This window comes from Collinsella sp. CLA-SR-H006 (assembly GCF_040097075.1).
Classification (GTDB): domain Bacteria; phylum Actinomycetota; class Coriobacteriia; order Coriobacteriales; family Coriobacteriaceae; genus Collinsella.
The window spans coordinates 139,619-166,037 of sequence record NZ_JBBNPD010000001.1 but is presented as its reverse complement, the minus strand read 5'-3'; the positions used below and the strand labels follow the sequence as shown (position 1 = coordinate 166,037).

The 26,419-nt window shown below is 61.1% G+C and carries 19 protein-coding genes and 1 tRNA gene; 10 read left to right on the top strand and 10 right to left on the bottom strand.

The window, feature by feature from the left end; translation table 11 throughout:
• Window position 1: 1 nt before the first annotated feature.
• Together AAA069_RS00780 and AAA069_RS00775 are read right to left on the bottom strand one after the other, a co-directional pair.
• A complete protein-coding gene (locus AAA069_RS00780; protein WP_117563611.1) occupies window positions 2-1,102 on the bottom strand; it encodes a glycerol dehydrogenase in 1,101 nt (366 codons plus the stop codon).
• A gap of 83 nt (window positions 1,103-1,185) precedes the next feature.
• A complete protein-coding gene (locus AAA069_RS00775; RefSeq protein ID WP_349127304.1) occupies window positions 1,186-2,409 on the bottom strand; it encodes an iron-containing alcohol dehydrogenase in 1,224 nt (407 codons plus the stop codon).
• 500 nt (window positions 2,410-2,909) lie between these two features.
• Between AAA069_RS00775 and AAA069_RS00770 the strand changes: the two genes are divergently transcribed.
• The 4 genes from AAA069_RS00770 (at window position 2,910) to AAA069_RS00755 (ending at window position 7,429) form a co-directional block, all read left to right on the top strand.
• Window positions 2,910-3,986: a hypothetical protein gene (locus AAA069_RS00770; RefSeq protein ID WP_349127303.1), complete on the top strand. Its 1,077-nt coding sequence runs from the start codon at window positions 2,910-2,912 to the stop codon at window positions 3,984-3,986.
• Entirely contained in the window at window positions 3,986-5,029 is a 1,044-nt protein-coding gene (locus AAA069_RS00765) for a hypothetical protein (protein ID WP_349127302.1), read from the top strand. The genes AAA069_RS00770 and AAA069_RS00765 overlap by 1 nt, the downstream gene beginning before the upstream one ends.
• Window positions 5,030-5,074: 45 nt before the next feature.
• On the top strand, window positions 5,075-7,252 hold the full coding sequence (locus AAA069_RS00760; protein ID WP_349127301.1) for a MurT ligase domain-containing protein: 2,178 nt from the start codon (window positions 5,075-5,077) through the stop codon (window positions 7,250-7,252).
• Between the two features lie 100 nt (window positions 7,253-7,352).
• Window positions 7,353-7,429, top strand: a tRNA-Glu gene (locus AAA069_RS00755).
• Window positions 7,430-8,066: 637 nt separating this feature from the next.
• On the opposite strand, the gene AAA069_RS00750 is transcribed toward AAA069_RS00755, so the two are convergent.
• Window positions 8,067-10,154 carry a glutamine synthetase III gene (locus AAA069_RS00750; RefSeq protein ID WP_349127300.1) on the bottom strand — a complete coding sequence of 696 codons (2,088 nt, stop codon included), beginning with the start codon at window positions 10,152-10,154 and terminating at the stop codon, window positions 8,067-8,069.
• 426 nt (window positions 10,155-10,580) lie between these two features.
• Here AAA069_RS00750 and AAA069_RS00745 point away from each other — a divergent pair, with 426 nt between their 5' ends.
• The 6 genes from AAA069_RS00745 (at window position 10,581) to AAA069_RS00720 (ending at window position 17,947) form a co-directional block, all read left to right on the top strand.
• The gene (locus AAA069_RS00745) at window positions 10,581-11,453 is read left to right on the top strand and encodes a methylenetetrahydrofolate reductase (RefSeq protein ID WP_138339668.1); all 873 of its coding nucleotides are present in this window, start codon (window positions 10,581-10,583) and stop codon (window positions 11,451-11,453) included.
• On the top strand, window positions 11,453-12,241 hold the full coding sequence (locus tag AAA069_RS00740; RefSeq protein WP_349127299.1) for a hypothetical protein: 789 nt from the start codon (window positions 11,453-11,455) through the stop codon (window positions 12,239-12,241). Before AAA069_RS00745 ends, AAA069_RS00740 begins: the two co-directional genes overlap by 1 nt.
• 9 nt (window positions 12,242-12,250) lie before the next feature.
• Window positions 12,251-14,809, top strand: a complete 2,559-nt coding sequence (locus AAA069_RS00735; protein ID WP_349127298.1) for a homocysteine S-methyltransferase family protein — start codon at window positions 12,251-12,253, stop codon at window positions 14,807-14,809.
• A 108-nt stretch (window positions 14,810-14,917) separates the two neighbouring features.
• The gene (locus tag AAA069_RS00730; RefSeq protein ID WP_035136908.1) at window positions 14,918-16,282 is read left to right on the top strand and encodes a PFL family protein; all 1,365 of its coding nucleotides are present in this window, start codon (window positions 14,918-14,920) and stop codon (window positions 16,280-16,282) included.
• Between the two features lie 523 nt (window positions 16,283-16,805).
• Window positions 16,806-17,489, top strand: coding sequence for a hypothetical protein (locus tag AAA069_RS00725; RefSeq protein WP_349127297.1), 684 nt, complete (start codon window positions 16,806-16,808; stop codon window positions 17,487-17,489).
• 158 nt (window positions 17,490-17,647) lie between these two features.
• The gene (locus tag AAA069_RS00720; RefSeq protein WP_006234690.1) at window positions 17,648-17,947 is read left to right on the top strand and encodes a YhbY family RNA-binding protein; all 300 of its coding nucleotides are present in this window, start codon (window positions 17,648-17,650) and stop codon (window positions 17,945-17,947) included.
• A gap of 69 nt (window positions 17,948-18,016) precedes the next feature.
• Here the strand turns inward: AAA069_RS00720 and AAA069_RS00715 are convergent, their stop codons facing one another.
• The 7 genes from AAA069_RS00715 to AAA069_RS00685 all read right to left on the bottom strand — a co-directional run bounded on the left by AAA069_RS00715 (window position 18,017) and on the right by AAA069_RS00685 (window position 26,409).
• A complete protein-coding gene (locus AAA069_RS00715) occupies window positions 18,017-21,016 on the bottom strand; it encodes a BTAD domain-containing putative transcriptional regulator (protein ID WP_349127296.1) in 3,000 nt (999 codons plus the stop codon).
• Window positions 21,017-21,464: 448 nt separating this feature from the next.
• Window positions 21,465-22,193: a glucosamine-6-phosphate deaminase gene (nagB, locus tag AAA069_RS00710; protein ID WP_055287061.1), complete on the bottom strand. Its 729-nt coding sequence runs from the start codon at window positions 22,191-22,193 to the stop codon at window positions 21,465-21,467.
• A gap of 271 nt (window positions 22,194-22,464) precedes the next feature.
• Window positions 22,465-22,932: a PTS glucose transporter subunit IIA gene (locus AAA069_RS00705; RefSeq protein WP_306421699.1), complete on the bottom strand. Its 468-nt coding sequence runs from the start codon at window positions 22,930-22,932 to the stop codon at window positions 22,465-22,467.
• Between the two features lie 101 nt (window positions 22,933-23,033).
• The gene (gene glmM / locus AAA069_RS00700; protein WP_349127295.1) at window positions 23,034-24,371 is read right to left on the bottom strand and encodes a phosphoglucosamine mutase; all 1,338 of its coding nucleotides are present in this window, start codon (window positions 24,369-24,371) and stop codon (window positions 23,034-23,036) included.
• 123 nt (window positions 24,372-24,494) lie between these two features.
• Window positions 24,495-24,890: a 30S ribosomal protein S9 gene (gene rpsI, locus AAA069_RS00695; RefSeq protein WP_022094634.1), complete on the bottom strand. Its 396-nt coding sequence runs from the start codon at window positions 24,888-24,890 to the stop codon at window positions 24,495-24,497.
• Between the two features lie 2 nt (window positions 24,891-24,892).
• Window positions 24,893-25,336, bottom strand: coding sequence for a 50S ribosomal protein L13 (gene rplM, locus AAA069_RS00690; protein ID WP_349127294.1), 444 nt, complete (start codon window positions 25,334-25,336; stop codon window positions 24,893-24,895).
• Between the two features lie 194 nt (window positions 25,337-25,530).
• Window positions 25,531-26,409, bottom strand: coding sequence for a patatin family protein (locus AAA069_RS00685; protein ID WP_349127293.1), 879 nt, complete (start codon window positions 26,407-26,409; stop codon window positions 25,531-25,533).
• Between the last annotated feature and the right edge of the window lie 10 nt (window positions 26,410-26,419).

Sequence of the window (26,419 nt, the reverse complement as noted above, 5' to 3'; positions counted from 1 at the left end):
TTTACTCATCCATGAGGTAATAATGACCCAGCGCGTCGGCACCCAGGATGGCGTTGGCGACCATCTCAGGCGTCACCTCAAACGGCATGTTGCACATGGTGTCATCGGGCGCGCAGGCGGCCTCGGCAACAATCATGGCCTGCTCGCGCGTAAGCTCGGCAACGCCAAGTTCCTTCATCGTGACCGGCAGGCCCAGCTCAATGCAGAAGCCCAAGACTTCCTCGAGTTTCTCAGTCGGGGCATCCTCGAGTACCAGCTGGACGATGGTGCCAAAGGCGACCTTCTCGCCGTGATACATGCCGTGGCACTCGGGCAGCATCGTCAGGCCATTGTGGATGGCATGAGCAGCAGCAAGGCCCGAGCTCTCAAAGCCAATGCCGGAGAGCAGCGTGTTTGCCTCGATGATGTGCTCCACGGCAGGCGTCAGCGCACCTTTCTCCAACGCGACCTTGGCCTTCACACCATCGGCCATAAGCGTCTCGTAGCAGAGCTTGGCAAGTGCCAGACCAGCCATACCGCCCTTGCCGCCGGCGCAAGTGCCACCGTCGGCATCATGCGTCGCCTGAGCCTCAAAGTAGGTTGCGAGCGCATCGCCCATACCGGAAACCGTCAGGCGCACCGGGCTCGCCGCGATAACCGTCGTATCCATCAGGACAATGTTGGGGTTTGCCTTAAGGAACAGGTACTTATCGAACTGGCCGTCATCGGTATAGAGCACCGAAAGCGCCGAACACGGGGCATCGGTCGAAGCAATGGTGGGGCAAATGATAACCGGGGACTCCAGGTAATAGGCGACGGCCTTCGCGGTGTCGAGGATCTTGCCGCCACCGACGCCGACGATGATGTCGCAACCGTTGTCACGGGCGAGCGCAACCAGGCGATCGACCTCGCCCTTGGAGCACTCGCCGTTAAAGTCCTCAAACAGCAGCTCGGCCTTGGCCTCGGCAAAGCCGCCCTCGATCTTGGCACCGACGCGCTTCTTGCCCGAAGGCGTCACGATGACGAGGGCCTTAGCGCCGAGCGGCTCAACGTAAGAGCCGAGCTTGGCGAGCTCGTCCGGACCCTGGATGTACTTGCTGGGGCTATTGAAAATTGCAGCCATAACTATCCCATTCTCTAAAAGAAAAAAGAAAGGGGCTCCGTACGGATACGTGCGGAGCCCCTCGTTACGATAACAAGAGTCGATTAGAAATCGATGTCGGTGTCGTAGTAGCAGGCCTTGAGGATCTTCTCGAAGTCGGCAGCCTTGGTCTCACGCGGGTTCTCCGGCGTGCAGGCGTCCTGCTCGGCGTTCGCGGCGATCTCGGGCAGCTTGGCGAGGAACTCCTCCTCGGAAACCATCTGCGGGTTCTCGGCGTCGACCTTCACGCCACCATTCGCGTAATCCTTGATGGACTGCGGAATGTTGAGCTGGTCGTTGAGGTCGCGGATCTTCTGGACGAGCGCAGCGATGAGCTGCTCGTTGGTCTCGCCGGGAAGGTGCAGGATCTCCTTGGCCACGTAAGCGTAACGCTCGGCAGCACGCGGGTCCTTGGAGTTCCACTGGATGACCTTGCCCAGGTACATGGCGTTAGCAGCACCGTGGATGATGTGGCCGTTCTCGAAGGCAGCACCGGTCTTGTGAGCCATGGAGTGAACGATGCCCAGCAGGCCCGAGGAGAAGGCGATACCGGCGATGCACTGAGCCTCGTGCATGTGCTGACGGGCCTCATGGTCGCCAGCATAGGACTTGGGCAGCCACTCGACGATCTCGCGGATGCCGTGCAGAGCGTTGGCGTCGGTGAACATAGAGGCGCAGGTGGAAACGTAGGCCTCCATGCAGTGGGTCAGAGCGTCCATGCCGGTATGAGCGCACAGCTTGGCGGGCATGGTGTAGGTGAGCTCGGGGTCGACGATGGCGACATCAGGAGTGATGTTGAAGTCGGCCAGCGGGTACTTGATGCCCTTGGCGTAGTCGGTGATGACGGAGAAGGCAGTGACCTCGGTAGCGGTGCCGGAGGTAGAGGAGATGGCGCAGAAGTGAGCCTTCTGACGCAGCTCGGGGAAGCTGAACGGCTGGATGATGTTATCGAAGGACTCCTCGGGATACTCGTAGAAGACCCACATGGCCTTAGCGGCATCGATGGGCGAGCCGCCGCCGATGGCGATAATCCAGTCGGGCTCGAACTCGCGCATGGCCTCGGCGCCCTTCATGACCGTCTCGATGGACGGGTCGGACTCGACGCCCTCGAACAGCTTGACCTCGAAACCGCCTTCCTTAAGGTCGGCCTCAACGTCCTGCAGGAACCCGCCGCGGCGCATAGAGCTGCCGCCAGAAACGATGATGGCCTTCTTGCCCTTGAGGTTCTTCACCTCGTGGCGAGCGCCCTCACCAAAGTACAGATCGCGAGGATTGGTAAAACGTCCCATACTGTGCCTCCTAAACAAGCCCCTCTTAGACTTGCGTATATAACGGAGCACCCAATTGGCTCCGTTAGGACCGGTTTGCGCGTTGCCGGCGATGGCAATGCACGATGTCCAAACGTCTCAACGCTCAGACAAACACTATTTTACCGTTCTGGTTGGTCAGTTATTCACCTAAAGCTGACAATGATGAAACGTTTTTTCTATCCCTGAAGACTCTTGTGGGGCATTCGTACCCCAAGCTGGGCAAACGTTTTATCAAGGTTGACTACATATCCCGGGCAGGGCTGTGCCCCTCAAAAATGTTCCCCGTTCGCCGCCAAAAATCGACCGTTTACGGCACTGTGATACCACCCGCGCAACCGAGGTGCCGACATTTGTGCGACATCCGTCTTCGTGGTGCAAAGGTGCAAGTCCAAGTGCGGCACCCCCGGTGTGCCACATGTGGGTAAACTAGAACCTTATATAGAGATGATTTGAACCCTAACCGCAGCAAAGGAGGCCCCATGGCATTCGACCCCATTCAAGAGGATTGCCATCGCCTCGTTCTTGAGGCCTTGCGCCGCGACAATATTCCACTCACCGACGGCCCCGCCGTCGAGCGTCTGATGGAACAATTCACCCGTAACCCCGCGCCGCTCATCGTGCACGACCGCGACCGAGCTGGGCATCTGATTGCCAAGGTCGTCGAGGCTGTCGACTACCGCATCCCCTTTATCCCCGACGACGCCCAGGCAGAGCAAGAAGAAGCCGCAGCCGAGAACATGCTCCGCGAGGCAGCCGCGCTCGATCCGGCCAACTGGGATGCCCAGCGCATGCTGACGGCGCTCACCGCCGAATCCAACGAGGAATACGTACAGTATCTGGTGTCCAAGTGCGACGAGGTGGAGCACGACCTGGCGCTCAAGATTGCCTCGGCACAGGACCCCTACGAGCGTGAGGCCGCAGGCGACCTGACCCGCCGTCCCTACCTGCGCTGGCTTGCCGCCTTGGCATCGCGCGCGCTCATTAGCGGCCGCTACCGCATGTCGCTGGATGCCGCGAATCGCAGCCTGGACTTTGCGCCCAACGACCCCGCTGGCGTCCGCCATACCGCGATGCTTGCCATGGCAAAGCTTGAATACCCTGCCGAGGAGCTCAAGCGTTTTCGCTCCGCCCACTCCGTACCCTATCTCGCGAATACCCCGCTGCGCCGCCGCCCCAAAGATGCGGAGCGCGACCTGGACCCGTGGACGCTCATCGCGCTGATGAGCGCAGCCTGGCGCGAGCTGGATTACGAGGGCGCCGAGCACTACCTGCGCATCCTGGTGCGCTCATGCCCGCACGCGGCCGAAGCACTCTACTTCCAAACCGAATTTCCCGATGGCGTCTATGCCCGCGTCAACGTGGGCGTGGGCTCCACCGACGAGCTTGTCCTTGCCCTGTCCGAGGCGACGCCGGTGCTGCAGGAGGGCCTAGGCGCGCCCGACAACGCCAGCTTTGCCGCCTGGGTCGCCACCAACGACATCGTGCGCTCCCAGATCGACGAACGAATCCTGCGCGCGGCCGAACAGGGATTGCCGTTTAAGGGAGGAGACCTCTAATGGATCCGAGCGTCTACATCCCCGCCTATCTGGAGCGCACCTATCTGGCATCGCACCCCGAACTCACCGATGCAGCACGCGAGCTTGTCCATAACGACATCAGCGCAAACCCTCACAAGTATGCGCAGACCGAGCATGCCCAAGCGCTGCTGTCCTATGCCGGCGTTCATCGTCACCTGCTCGACGAGCTTCGCCGCATCGAGGACATGGGCAGCGACGAGGAGTTTGAGCAGACGCGCAACCGCTTGTTCGACGACATGCGCGATGAGCTGCTCAAGATTGTTCGCGTCGATGCACATGTCCTCGATGCCCAGCTGCTCGCCATCATCCTGGCGGACACGCCCGTCGATGCCTGCCTGGGCGACTTGATGAAGCTCGAGACGAGTACGGCCGACTACCTGCAACAGAGCGTGCCCGGGTTTGATATGGAGGCCCCGCACTACTGGGCCAATAATGTTTTGGCCGACGGTGTCACCGCAGCAGACCTTACCGTGAGCGAGCCGGCCCTTATTGGCTGGCTTCACACGCTCGAGGCCATCTCGCAGCTGTGCATGGCGAGCGCTCGTTACCGCGCCGCCGCCAACTACTCTCGCCGTGTTCTTAAGGCGGGGGGCTATCCCACCCGGGCCGCCGGCACCGTGTTGCTTGCCCTCGCCCGTTTGGAAGACCAGGACGGTTTTTTTGCCCTGGCACATCAGCTCGAGGAACAGATGGGGGCAGACGCACTCGAGAACTCCCCCTGGTACCTGCTCGCCCGCACGATTCTGCTGTTCAAAACAAACAAGATGCGCCCGGCGACGCGCGCGCTGCGTGAGTTCGCTAACCGTTGCGAGGGCGGCGCGTTCTTCTTGCTGAACCCCATGTACCAGACGCCGTATCTTCCCTGCCGACCCGAGCCGCGCGACCCCTGGGACCTCTCGCACCAGGCGGTTTGGGAAGCCGACGGCATTATCTCGGACACCCCCGACTTTGCCCCCTGGGCCAACGCCTGCGAAGACGTGTCGCAGCTTGCCCAGGAATTTGCGCGCCGCTACGGCTTTTAGCGACGCGATCGCCCCGACCATGTCATCTATGTTAGGAACGGCTTCATGAACCTCCGCTCATCTCTCGCCTGCACCTCGAGCGATATCGCCCGCTGGGGACTGCGCTCTGTCTTCAAACGCCAGGGTGGCGTGCTTCCCGGCCGTATCGCCATGAAGATCGACCCCGAGCTGCTAAGCGACCTCGCAAGCCTAGTCGACCGCAGCGTGGTGATCACCGGCACCAACGGCAAGACCACAACCTCCAACCTCATCGCCGACGCAGTTGCTGCCAGCGGCGCTACCGTGGTGTGCAACCGTGCCGGCAACAATATGGAGCCTGGTGTGGTGGGCGCTCTGCTCGAGGCCCGCGGCGGCCTTAAGCACACCAGCAGCGACAAACGCGTGGGCGTTTTTGAGTGCGACGAGCTCTACACCGTACGCGTTCTGCCCAAGCTCAAGCCGACGTACTTTGTGCTGCTCAACCTGTTCCGCGACCAGCTGGACCGTTACGGCGAGATCGACCACACCCAGGACGTCATCGCCCACGCGCTGGAACTTTCGCCGGCAACGACGCTCATCTACAACGCAGACGACCCGCTGTGTGCCGCAATCGCCGCGCGCGTTCCCAATGCAAGCATCGCCTTTGGCATCGACGGCGCCACCGACACCGAATCCGACCGCATTAGCGACTCGCGTTTTTGCTCACAGTGCAACGCGCCGTTGGAGTACGACTATGTGCAGTACGGACAGCTTGGCGCATACCATTGCCCCTCGTGCGGCTGGGCCCGCCCCGGGCTTGTCCGTCGCGTGACGGGCGTGGAGCTCGGCTGCGACGGCTACGGCTTTGACCTGGTCTTTGGGTCTGCGCCCGACGCGGCTGCCGTACACATCGCCACACGCTACAACGGCCTATATATGGTTTACAACGTAGCCGCAGCCTTCTTCGCCGCCCACGAGCTGGGCGTGGACGCGGCGCATCTGCAGCCCACGCTCGATGCCTACATCCCCGCCGGCGGGCGTATGGGCCGCTGGGAGATCGCCGGCCGTACCGTCGAGGCAAACCTGGCCAAGAATCCCGTAGGCTTCGATCGCCAGATCCAGTCCATTAAAACAGCAGGTGGCAGGCTCTGCGCTTTCTTCCTCAACGACAACGATGCCGACGGCCACGATGTATCGTGGATTTACGACGTCGACTTTGAGCGCATCGCCGACACAACGGGGCTTGTCGCCTTTGCTGGCGGCACGCGCGCGCACGACATGCAGGTGCGCCTCAAGTACGCCGGCATCGACGCCGCCATCATCTCGAATATCGAGCAGGCAATCGGCGCCGTGGCAGACGAGGAGGCTGGCGACACTTTCTACGCCGTCGCCAACTACACGGCCTTTCCGCCGCTGGTCAAGGAGCTCGACGGGCTTAAGGATACCGATGCGAGCTCGGTTGCCTCCTGCGCCGTAACACGCGCCGATGGGAGCGCTGTCCCCGTCGGCGTCGCGCCGACCGAGCTTTCGCGCCCGCTGCGCATCGTCTATCTGTACCCCGATGCCCTCAACCTCTACGGCGACGGCGGCAACGTCATCGCTCTCGAGCGCCGCTGCGCCTGGCGCGGCATTCCCGTGCGCGTGGACGAGGTCCGTATGGGCGAGTCGCTCGATCTGCATGATGCCGATATCGTCATGATGGGCGGCGGCTCCGACCGCGATCAGTTGGCTGTGGCACACGAGCTGCTCGCTCAAAAAGACAAGGTTGCGGCCTATGTTGAGGACGGCGGCTCGCTGCTCGCCATCTGCGGCAGCTATCAGCTGCTCGGCCGTTCGTACTATATGGGCGAAAATCGCATTGAGGGCATGGGCATCATTGCCGCCGAGACCGTGCGCGGCTCCGACCGTCTGATCGGCAACGTCGCCGTCAAGACCGACCTGGCACCCGAGCCCTTTGTGGGATTCGAGAACCACGGCGGCCGCACTCTGCTCGACGCAGATGCCACGCCGCTCGGAACGTCCGTCGTCACGGGCACCGGCAACAACGGTGACGATGGCTTTGAGGGTCTGATCTACAAGGGCGTCATCGGCACGTACCTGCACGGCCCGGCGCTGCCCAAGAACCCCGAGCTCGCCGACTGGCTCATCGCGCACGCCCTCGAGCGCCGCGGCGATGCACAGGCCACAGCCCTGCTGCCGCTCAAGTCCCTCGACGACACCTACGAGCACGCCGCCCACGACGCCGCCATGAAGCTCCTCTCCTAACGCCCCACCACCACAAAGGGGACAGGCACCTTTGTGGTGGTTTTTCAGTTTGCCAACGATATGTGAACGGCTAAAAAAGTCTGCTATACTCTTTCCCGCTGTCCCCATCGTCTAGCGGCCAAGGACGCCACCCTTTCAAGGTGGATATCGCGGGTTCGAATCCCGCTGGGGGCACCACAGAATCTGAGAAGCCCGTTACCAATTCGGTAGCGGGCTTTTTGCTACCCATGCGCCGGGATTCGAACCCGACAGGGTGCGGAGCTGAGGAAACGCGCAAGCGTTTTCCAGCGTAGCACGCAAGGAGCGAAGCGACGCAGCGAAAGCGGGCGGCGCCAGCCGCACGCGGACATCCCGCTGGGGGCACCATTTGAATTGAAGAGCCCGTTACCCTCGCGGTAGCGGGCTTTTTGCTACCCATGCGCCGGGATTCGAACCCCGAGGGCATTAAATCACACTGTCGTCCAAGGGCCTGTGGGCAAAAAATAGCAAATATGAGTACTGTTACCAATTTAGTAACAGCGATTTCATGCCATCAGAAGGCGATTTAGACGCCAGGGGTCCTACGGCGGAAGAATTGCAGGCGTTTATCAGCTATGTACTTGGACATATGTTGCGTAACAACCCATATTTTGTAAATAGATAATGCTACAGGACTTGTGACAGTACTCATATTTGACGTTTTTTGCCCACGACCCCTTATTACGTGGGCGAATCAGTTGCAAAACGGACTCCTAAGCGTCCTTCGCAATCAAAAAGCCGGGGCCCGCGCGATGCGGACCCCGGCTCAATACCGTGACGATATGTCAGTTACGCTCTACACGTAGAACAGGATGTCGTCGTAGGTCGGGACCGGCCAGTAGTCGGCTGCCACGATCTCTTCCATGGCATCCACGGCGGCGCGCAGCGTATCCATAGCGGGAACGACCTCGTGTGCATACACATTGGCCTGCTCCTGCCCATCGAGGGCTTCGGCCTTCTGATGCACGGCGTCGAGCGCCTTGATGGAGTCGTTGATGGTGGTGATACCGTTGCAGAGCTTGTTGAGCGTGTTCTGCTCGCACTGCATGGCGGCCTCGGCACCGGCGGCACGAATAGTCTCAAGGCCCTTAGCGACCTTGGTGGCATAGGCGGTAATGACCGGGCGATAGGTACGACGCGCCTCGCGAACCATCGTGGTAGCCTCGATGTTCATGAGCTTGTTGTACTTCTCGAGCTTGCAGTCGTAGCGGCACTGAGCCTCGGCCTTGGTCAGGACACCCGTCTCCTCGAAGAGCGCGATAGCCTTATCGGAAACAAAGGCGGGCAGGGCATCGGCCGTGGTCTTGTTGTTGGCAAGGCCGCGCTTCTCGGCCTCAATGGGCCACTCGTCGGAGTAACCGTCGCCGGAGAACAGGATGCGCTGGTGATCGGTCAACACCTTCTTGCAGTACTCGAGCGCGGCATCCTGGAACTCATCCTCGGGCGTACCCTCAAGCGCGTCGGCGAAGGACTTGAGCGACTTGGCCACGGCGGCATCGAGCACCAGGTTGGAGTCGGAGACGTTCTGCTCGGAGCCGCAGGCACGGAACTCGAACTTGTTGCCGGTGAAGGCGAACGGGGAGGTGCGGTTGCGGTCGGTGTTGTCCTGCATCAGCTTGGGCAGGGTATCGGCGCCCAGGTCGAGCACGCCGCGCGTGGCATGGACGGAAGCCTTGCCATCGATGATCTTCTCGACGACCTCGGTAAGCTGGTCGCCCAGGAAGATGGACATAATCGCCGGAGGAGCCTCGTTGGCGCCCAGACGATGGTCGTTGCCAGCCGAGGCAACAGAGGCACGCAGGAGCTCCTGATAGTTATCGACGGCCTCGATCACCGCGGTGAGGAAGACGATGAACTGCAGGTTGTCGAGCGGGGTGTCGCCCGGATCGAGCAGGTTCTCGGACTCGGTGCCAAGCGACCAGTTGTTGTGCTTGCCCGAACCATTGATGCCCTCAAAGGGCTTCTCGTGCAGCAGGCAGACCAAGTCGTGGCGGGAGGCGATCAGCTTCATCTTCTCCATCATGACCAGATTCTGGTCGATGGCCTCGTTGACCTCGCCATAGACGGGGGCAAGCTCATGCTGGCAGGGAGCAACCTCGTTGTGCTTGGTCTTGGCGGGAATGCCGAGCGCCCACAGCTCATCGTCCAAGTCCTTCATGTAGGCCGAGACGGTGGGGCGGATAGCGCCAAAGTAGTGCTCCTCGAGCTCCTGGCCCTTGCAGGGAGCGGCGCCAAAGAGGGTGCGGCCGGTGATGACCAGGTCCTTGCGCTTGCGGTAAGCGTCCTTCTTGATCAGGAAGTACTCCTGCTCGTCACCCACGGAAGGAACGACCTTCTTGGGGGTCTTACCGAACAGCGCCAAAACGCGCTTAGACTCACGCGAGAGCGCGGTCATGGAACGCAGCAGCGGGGTCTTCTTGTCCAGGGCCTCGCCCGTGTAGGAGCAGAAAGCCGTGGGGATGCACAGGACATCGTCCTTGATAAAGGCGGGGCTAGTGGGGTCCCAAGCGGTGTAGCCACGGGCCTCGAAGGTGGCGCGCAGGCCGCCGTTGGGGAAGCTCGAGGCATCGGGCTCGCCCTGGATGAGGTTCTTGCCCGTAAACTTGGTAATGGCGGTGCCGTCGTGGTTGGGCTCCAGGAAGCTGTCGTGCTTCTCGGAAGTAATGCCCGAAAGCGGCTGGAACCAGTGCGCGTAGTGCGTCGCGCCCTTGGAGATGGCCCAGACCTTCATGGCATGGGCAACGGCGTTGGCCACATCCAGGTCGAGCGGCTCACCGCCCTCGAGGGTTGCAGCAAGGCGCTTCCAAATGTCCTTGGGGAGGTAGTCCTTCATGACTTCCTCAGAGAACACCATGGTCCCGAAGCGGTCAGTAAGATCGGCCATACGGAACTCCCTTCGTATCGGCACCGCGTGAGAAGCGGTGTTGATTACTAACGAACGAGTCATAGCTTAGACTCGCCGTGTTTCCGCGACATTACCGTTATGTTGCTGTCGCGAAACCAATCAATGAGGTTACCCTATCGAGGCGGCGTTGCCACCCTCAACAGCCAATCAACTGTATAAATAGCAGACCTCTCCCCATGGTTTAAGGGTAGTCAATTTGGGATGGAGCTCTATTAACTGGTATTTTGCATCAGATACCAGTCTTTATAGTCCGTGCCTAGATTAGCCGCTCTGTTATAGGAAATGCCGATAGCAAGGCATCTTTGATTGGTATCCTCAAATAGCGAGTGAAACTCCACCGTGGCACAGTGGTGCTGTAGAATCCTTACAACACATCACACTATTACGTATCTAGAGGAGCACGATATGCGCGTCGACGAGGTTTTTAAGCAGGCAGCATCCCAGGGCACCGCACCCGTTTCGTTTGAGATGTTCCCGCCCAAGGGCGAGCTCACCCTCGACACGGCTCGCGAAGTGGCAGGCAATCTGTGCAAGCTTTCGCCGAGCTTTGTCTCGGTCACCTGCTCGGCTGGCGGCTCGGGCAACGGCGCCACCACCGCCCCCATCGCGCATATGATTACGAGCGAATTCGATACACCCTCGGTGGCACACCTTACCTGCGTGGGCCGCTCGCACGCCGATATCGCCGCCAAGATCGACGAGTATCGCACCGCCGGCGTGGAAAACATCCTGGCCCTGCGTGGCGATCTCCCTGCCGGCGCGACCGAGGACGACAAGCCCGCCTCCGACTACGCCTACGCCCGCGACCTCATCCCCGAGCTCGTCGACGCCGGCTTTTGCGTGGGCGCCGCAGCCTACCCCGAGGGCCACATTGCCTGTGAGGATCTCAACCTCTCGGTCGAACACCTCAAGCAAAAACAGGACGCTGGCGCGAGCTTCTTTGTGACGCAGCTCTTCTTTGATAACGAGTGCTTCTACCGTTTTCGCGAGCTTGCCGACAAGGCCGGCATCACCGTGCCCATTACCGCGGGCATCATGCCGTTTATGGGCAAGTCACAGATCAGCCGCATGGTCTTTATGTGCGGCGCGTCGCTGCCCTCCCCCGTCATCAAGATTCTCGCCAAGTACGAGAATGACCCCGAGAGCCTGCAGGCAGCTGGTGTAGATTATGCAGCCCGCCAACTTTGCGACCTCAAGGAGCACGGCGCCGACGGCCTGCACCTGTACACTATGAACCGTCCTGCGATCGCCGCGACCATTATGGAGCGCCTGGGGTAATGGAAAAATCGCACATCGATACAACCGCTGTCGAAGTGCCGGCCGACCTTGCGTCGCCGGCGCTCTACCGTATCGATGCCGCGCACCATCCCCGTGTCGACCGTGCCGAGATGCTGCGGTATCTGGGTTACGGCGGCCAGCAGATTGAGCCCGAACTGTCACGACGTATTGAGCTTGTCGTTGAACGTCTGGAACTGGACATTGAGCCCCGTGGCGTGCGCCGCGTGTTTGCCGTCGATGCCACGGGCGTGGACGAGCAGGGAGAGCCCAGCATCCGTCTGGTTGGCACCAACGTTGAGCTGCGAGGTCGCGATATCTATCGACATCTCAAAGATGCCCGCTTTGCCGCGCTCATGGCATGCACCCTCGGCATGGACGCCGAGCGCCGTCTGCGCACCACGGGAGCCCAACATCCCCTGGAGGGCGCCGTGCTCGACGCCGCGTGCTCCGCTTACGTGGAAGCCGCCGTTGAGCAAATGGACCAGCAGGTCAAGACGGACGCCGCCGTTCATGGGCTCGCCGGCAACTGGCGCTTTAGTCCCGGCTACGGCGACTGCCCGCTTTCGGCCCAGCGCGCGATCGTCAATGCGCTCAACGCCACGCGGCTCATCGGCCTGACCGTCACACCCACCAGCCTACTCATGCCCACCAAGAGCGTGACCGCGGTGATCGGTCTGTTCGAAGGCGAAGTCCACGACGCCCAGAGCCGCCCCACCTGCAATATCTGCCGTATGCGCGAGCACTGCCGCTTCCGCGCCGCCCACACCACCTGCTATTCCAGCCATTAGGAGCCCCCGATGTTTACTCCGCTTATCACTCATGATTCTGACGGCACTGCATTGGCAGCACCCGTTGATGCTGCACGTCGCAACGGTGCCACGTACAAGACGCGCACGATCGACGATCTGCGCATTAAGGACGATCGCCTGCGTGCGGCCATCGAGGGCACGGGACACCTGCTGTTCGACGGCGGCATGGGCACCATGTTGCAGGCCGCCGGCATGAAGGCGGGCGCCCTGCCCGAGCTGCTCAACTTTGAGGAACCCCAGGTCATTACCGACATTCAGCGTCAGTACGTCGAGGCCGGCTGCGACGTGATCACCGCCAACACCTTTGGCGCCAACGCCCACAAGCTCGACGGTGCCGCCACCGTGGCAGATGTCTTTGCCGCCGCTGTCGCCTGTGCCCGCGAGGCCGGCGCCCACTACGTCGCCGGCGATATCGGTCCCATCGGCGCGCTGCTTCGCCCCCTGGGTACCCTGAGCTTCGACGAGGCCTATGACCTCTTTGCCGAGGAAGTGCGCGCAGGCGTCGCCGCGGGTGTGGACCTCTTTATTATCGAGACTATGACCGACCTGGCCGAGATCAAGGCGGCGGTCCTCGCCTGCCGCGAGAACTCCGACCTGCCCGTCTTTGCCACCATGACCTTCGAGGAAGACGGCCGCACCTTCCTGGGCACGAGCCCCGAGGTCGCCGCCATCACGCTCGATGCCATCGGCGCCGACGTTTTGGGCATCAACTGCAGCCAGGGACCGGCCGAGCTCCGAGGACTCGCCGCACGTATGCTCACCGTTACCGATAAGCCCATTATGGTGCAGGCCAACGCGGGACTCCCCCACGTGGACGACGACTGCAACACCGTCTTTGACATCCAGGCCCCCGAATACGCCGAGGCCGTCGCCGGCATGATCGCCGACGGCGTGAGCGTCGTGGGCGGTTGCTGCGGCACCACGCCGGCGCACATGGCGGCCTTGTGCACGCTTATCGACAACCACACGCCCAGCCCGCGCCGCCGCAAGCCCAGCATGTCGGTCACGAGCGCCCAAACGGTCGTGGACCTTCCCTGCGACGGCCACAAGATCGCTGTCATCGGCGAGCGCATCAACCCCACCGGCAAAAAGCGCCTGCAGCAGGCCCTGCGCGACGGCGACCTGGACTACGTCGTGAGCCAGGGCATCAGCCAGCAAGAGCAGGGCGCCGACATCCTGGACGTTAACGTGGGCCTGCCCGAGATCGACGAGGTCAAGATCATCCAACAGGCGACCGAACAGCTCCAGGGCTCCACGTTGCTGCCGCTGCAGATCGACTCCACCGACCCCGCCGCTGTCGAGGCCGCCGTGCGCCGCTACGCCGGCAAGCCCATCATCAACTCGGTCAATGGCAAGCAGCAGATCATGGATGAGATCTTTCCGCTGGTCGCCCACTACGGCACCAACGTTGTCGGCCTTACGCTCGACGAAGGCGGCATCCCCGATACCGCCGAGGCCCGCTTCGCCATCGCCGAGCGCATCGTGGCCGAGGCCGCCCGCTACGGCATCGGACCGGACCGCATCCTCATCGACTGCCTGGTCATGACCGCCTCGACCAATCAACGCCAGGCCGAGCAGATCCTACGCGCCATGTCCCTGTGCAAGGAGCGTCTGGGCGTCAAATGCGCGCTCGGCGTGTCGAACATCAGCTTTGGCCTGCCTGCCCGCCCGCTGCTGGGCTCGGTCTTTTTGGCTGCCGCTTTTGGCGCGGGTCTGGACGCCCCCATCATGAACCCGGGCTCCAAGCGCTTTATGGATACCGTCTACAGTTATCGCGTCCTGAGCGTTGAGGACGAGGGTTCGACCGGATACATCGAGCGCTACGCCGGTTGGACCGATCCGTATAAGATCGCCGCAAACCCGGCAGCAGCTCAGGCCGCATCGAGTGATGCCGCGCCTGCCGCGGGCACCGCCGGCACCGACGGCAACGACGACCCAATTCGTCGCATGGTCGTCTCGGGCCGCAAAGGCGAGATCGCTGCCGAGACCGAGCGTCTGCTGGCAGACCACGACGCCATGGACCTCATCAACAATCACTTTATCCCCGCCCTCGACGAGGTTGGCGTTCTCTTTGACCAGGGCAAGTTCTTCTTGCCGCAGCTTATGGCCTCGGCCGAGGCAGCGCGTGTGGGCTTCGACACCATCAAGCGCCTGATGCCCGCCGGCGAGATCGCCGACAAGGGCAAGATCTGCGTGGCCACCGTCAAGGGCGACATCCACGACATTGGCAAGAACATCGTCAAGATGCTGCTCGACAACTACGGCTATACCGTCTTTGACCTGGGCCGCGACGTCGATCCGCAGGAGGTACTCAAGACCGTCAAGGAGCGCGATATCAAACTCGTCGGCCTCTCGGCGCTTATGACTACCACGGTCGTCGCCATGGAAGAGACCATCAAGTTGCTCCATGCCGAGGTTCCGGGCGTCAAGATCATCGTAGGCGGCGCCGTACTCACCCCCGAATACGCCAAGCAGATCGGCGCGGACTACTACGCCAAGGACGCCGCCGAAAGCGCTCGTATCGCCGAAGAGGTCTTTGGGCAGTAACACAACGGAAACAACCGAGCACCAAAACGTGCCGCATGCGCCACTTGGCACGTGCGGCACGTTAGAATAGATAAGACTATGCTCGTTTTGGCAGATAGGAGCGCAAGGATGGCGATCACGCCCGCAGAAATCGCGGAAACCCGCGGCATGGTTGAGGAGCAGAACCTCGACATCAGGACCATCACCATGGGTGTTTCGCTCATGGGTTGCGGCGACGAGAACCTCGACCGCATGTGCACGAAGATCTACGACCACGTGACGCACACGGCTGAGCACCTGGTCGAGACCGCCGAGAACCTCGAGCGCGAGTACGGTATCCCCATCGTCAACAAGCGTGTTTCCGTCACCCCGGTGGCACAGATTGCCGCGTGTTGCAAGGATGAGGACCTCACCCCCATCGCGCACGCCCTCGACCGCGCGGCAGAGACGCTCGGCATCGATTACCTGGGCGGCTTCTCCGCACTCGTCCAGAAGGGCATCGGCGACGCCGACCGCCGCGTCATCCAGTCCATCCCCCAGGCGCTCGCCACCACGAGCCGCGTCTGCTCCAGCGTCAACGTCGCCAGCCTGCGTGCCGGCATCAACATGGACGCCGTGCTCATGGCCGCGCAGACCATCATCGATGCCGCCAAGCTCACGGCCGACCAGGATTCCGTCGGCGCTTCCAAGTTTGTCTGCTTTGCCAATATGGTCGAGGACTCCCCGTTTATGGCGGGCGCCGTCCACGGCGGTGGCGAGGCCGACGCCGTCATCAACGTAGGCGTCTCGGGCCCCGGCGTTATGGCTGCTGCCTTGGAGACGCTCCCCGACTCCGCCTCGATGATGGAGGTTGCCGAGAAGATCAAGCAGACCGCCTTTAAGATCACCCGTGCCGGCGAGCTCATGAGCCGCGAGGCCGCCCATCGCCTGGGTGTCGAGAAGGGCATTGTCGACCTGTCGCTGGCTCCCACGCCTGCCATCGGCGACTCCGTCGCGCGCATCCTCGAGATCATCGGCGTGGGCACCTGCGGTGGCCCCGGCACGACCTGCGCGCTCGCCATGCTCAACGATGCCGTCAAGAAGGGCGGCGTCATGGCCAGCTCCAGCGTGGGCGGTCTCTCCGGCGCTTTCATCCCCGTGTCCGAGGACGCCGGCATGATCGCCGCCGTCGAAGCCGGTGCGCTTTCGCTCGAGAAGCTCGAGGCCATGACCTGCGTGTGCTCCGTTGGCCTGGACATGATCGCTATCCCCGGCGACACCCCGGTCGAGACCATCGCCGGCATCATCGCCGACGAGATGGCCATCGGCGTCATCAACAACAAGACCACGGCCGTCCGCGTGATCCCCGCCATCGGCAAGGGCGTGGGCGACTGCGTCGAGTACGGCGGCCTGTTTGGCCGTGCGCCCATCATGCCGGTGAACCCCAACGCCGGCACCGTGCTTGCCCACCGTGGTGGACGCTTCCCGGCACCGCTGAACTCACTGAAGAACTAGCTGAGGGGGACTGGCGAGGAGCCCCGGGGAGGGCAAATATATAAGGTCGCCTGCTCGGACAGTCCTGACTCACACGGAGAGCACATTAAGTGCTCTCCGGCTCGTGCGGAACTCGCGATCGACCTTATATATTTGCCCTCCCCGGGGCTCCCGCACAACGGGACCTCGGTTGGGTTCTATCCCGGTTGCAGTCGCTTCGCTCCTGCACCACTTGACTGGTGCGGTGGTTTGGCGTTGGAACGGTTCTTTTTCTGATATATGCTGGTTGCGGCTCTTCTTTTTGGGGGGAGTCGCTTTTTTGTTGCTAGGAGGTTGGCCCGTGGTTGATGGGGATTCTCGTTCTGAGCTGCTTTCTGCGGATTGGAATGGCGAATGGATGCGTCTGCAGGCCGCTCGGCATCGGGCTGATGATTCTTTTGAGTGGGATAAAAGGGCTCGGCATTTTCGGCCGCTTGAGACTGCTCCGTATGCCCGGGATTTTATAAAGCTGTTGGCGTTAAAGCCTGGTGAATCGGTGCTGGATATGGGGTGCGGGGCTGGGTCGATTGCTATTCCGCTTGCGCAAGACGGGCATCCCGTGATTGCCGCTGATTTCTCCCCCGCCATGCTGGGCACGCTTGATGCCGGCATTGAGTACTACGGGCTCGAGGATCGCATAACGCCGCTTGAGCTTGCTTGGGATGATGATTGGGATTTGGTTGGACCGGTCGCGAAAGCGGTGGATGTTGCCTTTGCCAGTCGGTCAGTTACGACGACCAATCTAAAAGGTGCGCTTGCCAAGCTTGATCGTACGGCTCGTCGGCGTTGTGCTGTCACGATGGTCGCCAACTCCAGCCCGCGCTATGATCTGCACCTGATGAACGCCATTGGCGCCTCCGTTACCTGCAGTAATGGCTTTGTGTATGCTTTTAATATCCTCATTCAGATGGGTGCGTTGCCGCAGGTTACGTACTTTGAATCGCCTCGTCGCGATACCTTCGATAACCTCGAGGCAGGCGTGACGGACTTCTCCCGTATGCTCGAGCGTGGCAACGAGGATAAGATCGACCGCCTGCGCGACTACATCGCCCAACACATGATTGAGAACCCCCATGCCGGTGAGCCGGGCTCCAAGGGCGTGCCGCAGGGGCGCTATATGCTCGATCATGTCCGTAAGGTTCGTTGGGCGTTTATTGCATGGGAGCCGGTCTCTGCACCCCGCTCATAGCCTGTTCGCAGCCCGCACCGCCCACTCACTCGGCATCCGCATTCTTTTTGAACTGGGCAAACGCGCTCCACACCGCGCCGTTCCTGCGCTATCGTGGGACAGCTCACGTAGATTAAGGCCCCGTCGCGGGGCGCCCCATACATAGAAAGCGAGAACCCATGGCACTGACAGGAGCCCAGGTCAAGCAGCTTCGCAGCATGGCCCATCACCTCAACCCCGCCATCATCATCGGCAAGTCCGATGTCAACGAGGGCACCGTCGAGCAGACGGTCGCCTACCTGGAGAAGCACGAGCTCGTTAAGTGCTCCGTGCTCGATGGCTCCAGTCTTTCCGCCCGCGAGGCCGCCGAAGAGCTCGCTGAGCGCTGCCACGCCGAGGTCGTCCAGGTCATCGGCCGCAAGTTCTCGCTGTATCGCGAGTCTTCGCGCAAGGACATCGAGAAGATCAAGCTCGTCTAAGAGCCAATGATCCGGCGAGCCAACACATAGCAAGCTTACGGGTGCCCAAGTACTTCGGGCGCCCGTTTTTTATCGCTCGACCAGCACGCGATTGAGCCGCCCCTCCACCAAGCGCTCGTATAGACGCCGCGTCTCGGGCTCGGGCACGCCATTGACCTGCTCCCTCAGATGGTGCATATGCCCGCTGTACAGCTCGACGATATCGCGCCGCCGCCCCGCCGCACTGTAGACGTGCATGGCGCAGCGCACCATATCCTCACGCGCCGTTTCCTGCCGAAGCCCCGACTCCGCCAGCCAAATCGCCGACTGCAGATCGTTTTCTTCTAGAGCGGCATTTGCTCCCTTAATCATGCAATCGATGTACTTTGACTGCATGATGCGTCGCATACGCAAAAAGTAGGTGGGATTACAGCCATTGGGAACATACAGCGGTCCGGCATAAAGCTGCTCAATCTTAAGGCACAACTCGACCAGATGGGGCCCGCGCGCACCCGTGCGATTTCCCAAAATCTCGCGGCTTATCTGGTCAAACAGCCGTACATCGGTCTTGACGTAGTCACCGTTGAGTCCGATGCATTCATTTTGGATGAGCACACACGACTTGCCATCCGGCGTCGGCCCCAAAGCCGACCGCAAGCGCGATATCGTCGAGTACAGGTTGTTGCGGGCGCTATTGAACTCGGCATGGGGCCACAGCTCCATTGCCAGCGTCTCGCGATCGACGAGCGAATCCATGCCCAGCGCAAGCCGCTCGGCAAGCGTCGCCGCCTTCTTGCGGCGCCACATTTTGTCCGTGATGGGAAACCCGTCGCGCTCGGCGCGAAACGCACCAAACATGCGAATCTCGATATGGTCGATGGTATCAACGGCTTCAACCTCGCCAGCCTGGAACAGGCGCTCGCCCTCCCCTTCCAAATCGTCGCGCAGCGAGTACCGCGACAGCTCGCGCACGGGAAGCTTCTTGCGTATCCTGCCCGCCGGCTCGCCCAGACAATGCATGGCAAGGCGCGCAAAGAGCCGATACGATGGCTCTAGAATCCCCGCACGATTCATGGACATCCAGGCCGCAAGGTCGCTGTCTCGGCCCGCACAGGCCAAATGAAGCGCCACCATCCAGGCCTCCGCTCCACCAACCTGCGTCTGGCTTATATCGAGTAGCTCCGCTTCCTCGCGCACCGAAACCATCGAGGTGTTACGCAGATACGCTATGCGCTCCAGCAGCAATGCGTTATCGCGCATGTACGCAATCGACTCCTCGGCAAGTTTGAGCACTTGGACCGCACGGAACTTTGCATTAACCGGCCGTCCCTCTGCCAGTGACTGCCAGCCTTCTAGCAACAGCCCAAACAGCTGAATCTGGTTGTCGCGCATGCGCACGGCAAAACGATCGAGCTCGTTGAACGCCGCGTCGTCGGTTACCGGCAAGCCGGAAAGGAGCCGCCGTGCCGCCAACACCATGCGCACCCAGATAGCCATCGCCTTAAGCCCACGTACGTCGAGCGCCTCCCGCACCACCGTCATCTCGTCGTCGCGCTCGTCGGTTCCCGCAAACGACCCGTCAAAGAGCTCCACCAGCATGCTATCGGCCCGTATAACAATCCCCACGATGTCGAGCTCGCAATCGTAGGCCCTGCTCGTTTTGAGCTGCTGTAGAACGCCGCCGTCATCTCCCCGTTCGGTCAGGCATCGCTTGATCTCGATATGCGCAGACAACATATCGAGTGCGGTATGGGATGTCTCGATTTCTGGCACGGCCAGGTTCGTAGGGAGCCCAAGCCCGTTGTCCCCATAGCAAACAGCTGTCAGTGTCTGGGCCACCCTCCATGAGACAGGGTCTATTTCGCAGGCCGCCCGTTCGCCCCCGCGCTCGATAACCGATGCCATATAGCGAGCGAGCTTTGTATTGGACACGCTGACCGCTGCCAGATATACGCCGAGCGCCTCGGCGGGCGTTGGCTCTGGAGCCGGATCGTCGGCATCGATCGTGCCCAGTGCCGCTCGGCAGATATCGGCCCCGTGCCCCGTCAGAGCCAGATCGACCCCATACTGCCCAGCAAGTTCAAGGACCGCTTCACGGTCCAAAAAGGCGTCCGCCAGGCCCATCGCCGCATCGCATCGGCCCGCCTTAAGCAAAATCCGGGCCGCCCTCGGAACAAGTTCGGGGCGGACCTCGGCCACCAACTTACGCAAGCGCAAGCGTCCGTTATCCTCCGTGCCCAGACACGTAAAACTCCGCTCGGCGGGATCCAAGCCAAAGATCGGGTAGTCGCGCACAAAATAGGACTGGTCGACCATCGACAGCCTCACCCCACAGGCCTCGAGTTCTGCGATATTGCCCTCGCCCATCAAAACCATGAGACATGCCACGCAAAACAGCGCATTATTGTCGAGCGAAGCCAGATCGGCAAGTGCCGCGCCATATACGTTGACAATCTCGTTTTCGAGCAGACCGGCTACGTCACCTTGGCCATACAGACCCGTCTGCAATGCCGAAACGAGCTCGGGCACGCCCTGCGTGAGCTGATAAAAGTCGAGCGATGTGCTGATCGAAAACGCCGATGCCCACGCCGAATACTCATAGGCATGCACCTTAAGCATCTGCGCATTGATCTTAACCGAATCGCCCAGCCCATGAATCAGCTGACGATTTGAAGGACGGCAGGAGATAAAGACCCCTACCCCCATAGCGCGCAGGCCGCGAATCCTGTCGATGAGGTCTTCGGTATCGTGCTGATCGAGGTTTGGCACATTATCAATCGCGATAAGGGAGTGCGGTTTGTCTTTGAGTTCTTCGGTAACCACCTCGAGCTGCATAAACACCTCGCGCCCAATGGCGCGATCCGCCTCGATAATCCGCACGGGGCCTCGCGTCGGGTCGCATTTAACCTCATGGGTGTACTGCAGCAGCACCGAGGTCTTCCCAAACCCGTCGGGCGCATAAAGAACCACGATGCCGGCCTTTCGGCCCTTGGCGATAAGCTCATTCATCAAGCGTTCGCGTCGCACCATATAGCCTCCGCCCAACGGCATCAGCTCGAGCTCGTCTATACCGCCCAAATCGTTTACCATGCCCGCTCCTCAACTCGACCGTATGGACACTGTAGCCGCAAGACCATACAAGCCGCGCTATGAATAGAGCGACCTTGTGTTTTAGGTTGTCTTTTGGTACGCAAGCGGCAAGTTTTTGTACAGCGAGGGCCGATTGTTATTAATCCCCCGACTAATCGGTCTTTAAGCAGGTAAATGAGCTTGTCAGCTTGTCCCATCTAAGCGGCAGTGTAACGCAGATGAACAAGGTTCAGCCATGTCATTCAACTCGCCTAGCACCCGCTACCGTCTACGACCTTCTAGTGGCATTTTTGCATAGAATCTGGTATGGAATGAATCAAGCTGTTGGGCATCCGGCATTCGTCAAGCTTGCGCCAAGATTTTGGTCAAGCGGGCGGAAAGGGATAGCAAAAAGGCCCCCGCAAAGCGGAGGCCTACGGCAAGGCTATGTCGAGGTGCAGGATTCGCGCTACTCGCAGAGCGAAAGGGCGGCCTCGTCGGCAACGACAACGCAGTTGGTGTGCAGCTGCAGGATCGAAGCCGGGCACTCGGGCGTAACCGGGCCATAGCACATGTCATGCACGGCCTGAGCCTTGGCCTCGCCGTTGGCGACGACCAGGATCATGCGGGCATACATGATGGTCTGGGTACCCATGGTGTAGGCCTGACGAGGAACATCGTCGATGCTGTCGAACAGGCGGCTGTTGGCCTGAATAGTGCTCTCGGTGAGGTCGACGCAGTGCGTACCCTTGGAGAAGTGGTCATCGGGCTCGTTGAAGCCGATGTGGCCGTTGTTGCCGATGCCGAGCAGCTGCAGATCCGGGTAACCGGCGTCGGCGACGATCTTGTCGTACTCAGAGCAGGCAGCGGCGGCGTCGGGGTTGGAACCGTCGGGCACATGCGTGTTGTTCAGGTCGATGTTGATGTGATCGAAGAAGTTCTCACGCATGAAGTAGTGATAGCTCTGGGGATCGTCGTGCGAAAGGCCGCGATACTCGTCCAGGTTATAGGTGCTGACCTCGGCAAAGTCGACGTCGCCCTTCTCGTACCAAGCAGCGAGCTGCTTGTAGGCACCGATCGGGGTGGAGCCGGTGGCAAGGCCCAGTACACAGTCGGGCTTGAGGATAACCTGGGCCGAGATGATATTGGCGGCCTTGCGGCTCATATCCTCGTAGTCTTTAGCTTTAATGATCTTCATTACGCGTCCTTTCTCGTACAAGAGAGGCAAGGCTCCCTTACAAGCACTTGCCCGCGGCCCGCGTCGGCCGCAACCAACGTGTGCGGCCACCAGGGCGAGGTCGCGTAATGTATGTGTCTCGTGTCTAGCCGCGTCGAGGCCCCTGCCCGTCCACGGTGACCCGAAGCTGTTTAGCCTCGGACGTTTCCCATCTTGCCACGGAGGGCGTCCTCTTTCAAGGGCGCCCTCCGTAAACGTGTTTGAATTGTAGGCTAATGGCCACGTGCACTTGCTAGCGCTCGCGAGCAACGATGAGTTGGTCCATCTCTTCGACATGCACGCCAACGGAGCCCTTGATGCTCGAGAACTCAACGGAGTTGCACACCAAGATGGGAACCGTCACATCGTAGCCCTCGGCAGCAATTGCCTCGCGATCGAACTCAATGAGTACATCGCCCTTATGGACGATGTCACCCACTTGCGCATGTACGGTAAAGTGCTTGCCCTCGAGCTGAACAGTGTCCAAACCAACGTGGATGAGCACGTCCAAGCCATCGACCGTGTTAAGCGCAACGGCGTGTCCCGTGGGAAAAATGGCCTCGACCTTGGCGTCAGCCGGTGCAATCACACGCGTTCCGGTGGGCTGAATCGCCACGCCCTGGCCCAAAAGGCCGGTGGCAAACGTCTGATCGTTTACCTCGGAAAGCGGAATGACGTCGCCCGAGATGGGAGCATCCAGCGTAAGGACTCGACCACGCATACCAAAAGACCTTAGGACTTTAGTGAACATGCTCCCCCTCGGACATACCAATCAATCAAAATAACCTTAACAGTTTACCACTTGGCAACGGTTTTTGACCATTAGGGAAGTTCGCGCTTGACAACCTCGACGATGTCGTCAACAACGCGCTGGGTCAGCTCGTGCGTCTCAGCCTCGGCCATCACACGGACCAGCGGCTCGGTACCGCTCGGGCGCACCAGAATGCGGCCGCGGCCGTCAAGCTCCTTCTCGGCAGCAGCGACGGCATCCCAGATGGGCTGGCAATCGTCCAGGCCGGCCTTGTTGTCGGAATGCACGTTGACGAGCACCTGCGGGTACTTCTTCATGATGCCGGAAAGATCGGTGAGGGTACGACCGGTGCGCTTGAGCACGGCCAGCAGCTGCAGAGCCGTCACCAGGCCGTCGCCGGTGGTGTTGTGCTCCAGGAAGATGATGTGGCCGGACTGTTCGCCGCCGATGACGGCGCCGTCCGCGAGCATGCGCTCCAGAACGTAGCGGTCGCCCACGGCGGTCTGGACCATCTCGAAGCCCTGCTCCTTCATAGCGATGGAGAAGCCCAGGTTGCACATGACGGTCGAAACGATCTCGGAGTTAGCGAGCTTGCCGCGAGCGGCGAGGTCAGAACCGCAGATAGCCAGGATGTAGTCACCGTCGATCTCATTGCCCTCGCTGTCCACGAACAGTACGCGGTCGGCGTCGCCGTCGTGGGCCAGACCGATGTCTGCATGGGTGCGCAGCACGAGCTCGCGCAGGGGCTCGAGGTGCGTAGAGCCGCACTCAACGTTAATGTCAGTGCCGCAGTAATCGGTGTTGATAGCGTGCACCGTGGCACCCAGGCGCTGCAGCGCGGCGGGCGTAGTCTGGCAGGAAGCACCGTGACCGCAGTCGACGGCAACGACCAGGCCGTCGAGCCTCAGGCCATCAAGCGTATCGATGGCGTGGTCGACGTATGCCTTGCGGGCGTCCTTCATCTTGATGATGTGGCCCACGCCGGCGCCAGTCGGCAGCGTGTCGGCAGCCATGGCTTCCTCGGACATGACCCAGGCGCTGATCTCTTCCTCGACAGCATCAGGAAGCTTCATACCCTTGCGGCTAAAGAACTTGATGCCGTTGAACTCCGGCGGATTATGCGAAGCAGAGATGACGATGCCGCCGTCGAGCTCGTTCTGAACGGTGAGCAGTGCCACGGCAGGCGTGGGGATAACGCCGCAGCAATGCGGGCGGCCGCCCTCGGCCATAATGCCGGCGGTCAGAGCGCTCTCGAGCATGGTGCCCGAAAGGCGCGTGTCACGGCCGATGCAGATGTCCGGACCAAGAAACTTGGTCGCCGCGCGGCCCAGGCGAAACGCGAGGTCGCACGAAAGACCGGCGTTGGCGACGCCACGGACGCCGTCGGTACCGAAGATGTTCTGGGGCATAGGATCGCTCCTTCCCTAGCAGGCGATATGCAACCGCCCGCCCTAGTCGAAAAAGAAAAGCGGGACCCGCCGAGGAATCGGCAGGCCCCGCTTGTACATTGTATCTCGAAAGGAGATAAAACCTTAGCGCTTGGAGAACTGGGGAGCGCGGCGGGCCTTCTTGAGGCCGTACTTCTTGCGCTCGACCACGCGAGCATCGCGCGTAAGGAAACCGGCCTTCTTGAGGTCAGCACGGTAGTCGCCAGCGTTCAGAAGAGCGCGAGCGATGCCCAGGCGCAGAGCGCCGGACTGACCGGAGATGCCGCCGCCATCGCACAGAGCGATAACGTCGAACTGACCGGCGGTGTCGGTCACCTTGAAGGGAGCGAGGGCGTTCTCAACGAGCTGATGACGGCCGAAATACTGCTCGGCGTCACGCTTGTTGATGGTCACCTTGCCGGTGCCGGGGACGAGACGGACGCGGGCGACGGCGTTCTTACGACGGCCGGTACCCTGGTAGACAACGGTGTTCTCAGCCATCTTTAAGCCTCCAGCTCAATCTTCGTGGGGTTCTGGGCAGCGTGCGGATGCTCGGCACCAGCGTAGACCTTAAGCTTGGTCATCTGGGCACGGCCGAGGGTGGTCTTGGGCAGCATGCCGCGAACGGCGCGCTCGATGACCTTCTCCGGGTGCTTCTCCATAGCCTGGCGGAAGCTCTCAGCCTTGAGGCCGCCGTTGTAGCCGCTGTGGCGATAATAGGTCTTCGTGTCGGCCTTGTTACCGGTAAGCTGGACCTTATCGGCGTTGATGACGACAACGAAGTCGCCGCAGTCGCTGTTGGGCGTGAACTGGGGCTTGTTCTTACCGCGCAGGATCATTGCGATCTGGGCGGCAAGACGGCCCAGGACAGCACCATCGGCGTCGACGAGAACCCAGTTGCGCTGGACCTCGCCCTGCTTGGCGTAGTGAGTCGATTTCGAAATCACTTAGACTCCTCCATGTACAGTACGTGTTGTTACAGAGATTCACGGGGCTCTGCAAGTAACCCGTCCATATTACCCCGCTCGCCGTACGAGTCAACAGGTATTTTGGCTCCGACCAGAGTTTCTGCACATGTCATCCACGAGCCGTGATTTTTCCAGCTCTTTAGCTGTTGTCATTTTTTGAGGGTTCGCCGTCGCTAGCGTTCAACGAACTCTTGGATTTCCGCGAGCAGGCGCTTTGCCTCCTGACGGCCCTGGATATACAGGTCCAAAAGCTTTGTCGAATCGTGCTCGACATGGCCGACCTCGACCGGCTTTTGCGGAGCGACGACCAACGCGCGGCCCTCGCGCTCATACTTCCACAGGTGCATGCGCTGGATGTTGTAGCGGTCGTGGCGCGTCTCGATAGCCTCGAGCAGATAGGGGTAGTCGGCATAGCGGGCGCGCGCGGCAGGCATAAACTCGTAGGGCTTTTTCTCGTACGAGCGGTCCTGCGTGACAATGACAACCGCGCGATCGAAGCCCGCCTCCTCGAGCACATGCTCGATGGGGACCGAATCGGCTACGCCGCCGTCGACGTATTTGTGCCCGTCAATCTCGACCGGCGGCGTCACCAGCGGCAGCGACGTCGAGGCGCGAACAGCGTCGAGGTCGAGCACGGCGCTTTTGACCGGGAGGTACGTGGCGGTTCCAAAGAGCATGTCCGTCGCGACGGCGTACATCTCGATGGGGCTCGCGTCGAACGTCTCATTGTCAAAGGGATCCAGGCGGTCCTGGACATCGTTGAAGATAAAGTCGTAGCCGACGATAGAGCCCGTGGACGCAAACGATGCGGCGCCCATGAAGCGGCTGTCGTTGCAGAAAGCCAGGTTGATGCGGTTGGCACGGCCGATCTGGTGCGACTTGTAGTTCACGCCGTTGAGGGCGCCGGCCGATACACCGTAGACAGCCGGAATCTCGACGCCGGCCTCCATGAGAACGTCGAGCACGCCCGCGGTAAACTGCCCGCGAAAACTACCGCCCTCCAGGACGAGCGCGACCTTGCCGGCGTTCTTTGCCTTATCTTCTGCAGTCATATTGACCTCC

Bases quoted from the DNA above. Each gene is read 5' to 3' on its own strand.
- AAA069_RS00775 (WP_349127304.1), bottom strand. From the start codon at position 2,409: ATGGGACGTTTTACCAATCCTCGCGATCTGTACTTTGGTGAGGGCGCT.
- AAA069_RS00780 (WP_117563611.1), bottom strand. From the start codon at position 1,102: ATGGCTGCAATTTTCAATAGCCCCAGCAAGTACATCCAGGGTCCGGAC.
- AAA069_RS00770 (WP_349127303.1), top strand. From the start codon at position 2,910: ATGGCATTCGACCCCATTCAAGAGGATTGCCATCGCCTCGTTCTTGAG.
- glmM (WP_349127295.1), bottom strand. From the start codon at position 24,371: ATGCCCCAGAACATCTTCGGTACCGACGGCGTCCGTGGCGTCGCCAAC.
- AAA069_RS00715 (WP_349127296.1), bottom strand. From the start codon at position 21,016: ATGGTAAACGATTTGGGCGGTATAGACGAGCTCGAGCTGATGCCGTTG.
- AAA069_RS00705 (WP_306421699.1), bottom strand. From the start codon at position 22,932: ATGCGTGGTCGAGTCCTTACGCTGGATGCTCCCATCTCGGGCGACGTC.
- AAA069_RS00745 (WP_138339668.1), top strand. From the start codon at position 10,581: ATGCGCGTCGACGAGGTTTTTAAGCAGGCAGCATCCCAGGGCACCGCA.
- AAA069_RS00765 (WP_349127302.1), top strand. From the start codon at position 3,986: ATGGATCCGAGCGTCTACATCCCCGCCTATCTGGAGCGCACCTATCTG.
- AAA069_RS00730 (WP_035136908.1), top strand. From the start codon at position 14,918: ATGGCGATCACGCCCGCAGAAATCGCGGAAACCCGCGGCATGGTTGAG.
- AAA069_RS00720 (WP_006234690.1), top strand. From the start codon at position 17,648: ATGGCACTGACAGGAGCCCAGGTCAAGCAGCTTCGCAGCATGGCCCAT.
- AAA069_RS00760 (WP_349127301.1), top strand. From the start codon at position 5,075: ATGAACCTCCGCTCATCTCTCGCCTGCACCTCGAGCGATATCGCCCGC.
- AAA069_RS00685 (WP_349127293.1), bottom strand. From the start codon at position 26,409: ATGACTGCAGAAGATAAGGCAAAGAACGCCGGCAAGGTCGCGCTCGTC.
- nagB (WP_055287061.1), bottom strand. From the start codon at position 22,193: ATGAAGATCATTAAAGCTAAAGACTACGAGGATATGAGCCGCAAGGCC.
- AAA069_RS00725 (WP_349127297.1), top strand. From the start codon at position 16,806: ATGGGGTGCGGGGCTGGGTCGATTGCTATTCCGCTTGCGCAAGACGGG.
- AAA069_RS00740 (WP_349127299.1), top strand. From the start codon at position 11,453: ATGGAAAAATCGCACATCGATACAACCGCTGTCGAAGTGCCGGCCGAC.
- AAA069_RS00735 (WP_349127298.1), top strand. From the start codon at position 12,251: ATGTTTACTCCGCTTATCACTCATGATTCTGACGGCACTGCATTGGCA.
- rpsI (WP_022094634.1), bottom strand. From the start codon at position 24,890: ATGGCTGAGAACACCGTTGTCTACCAGGGTACCGGCCGTCGTAAGAAC.
- AAA069_RS00750 (WP_349127300.1), bottom strand. From the start codon at position 10,154: ATGGCCGATCTTACTGACCGCTTCGGGACCATGGTGTTCTCTGAGGAA.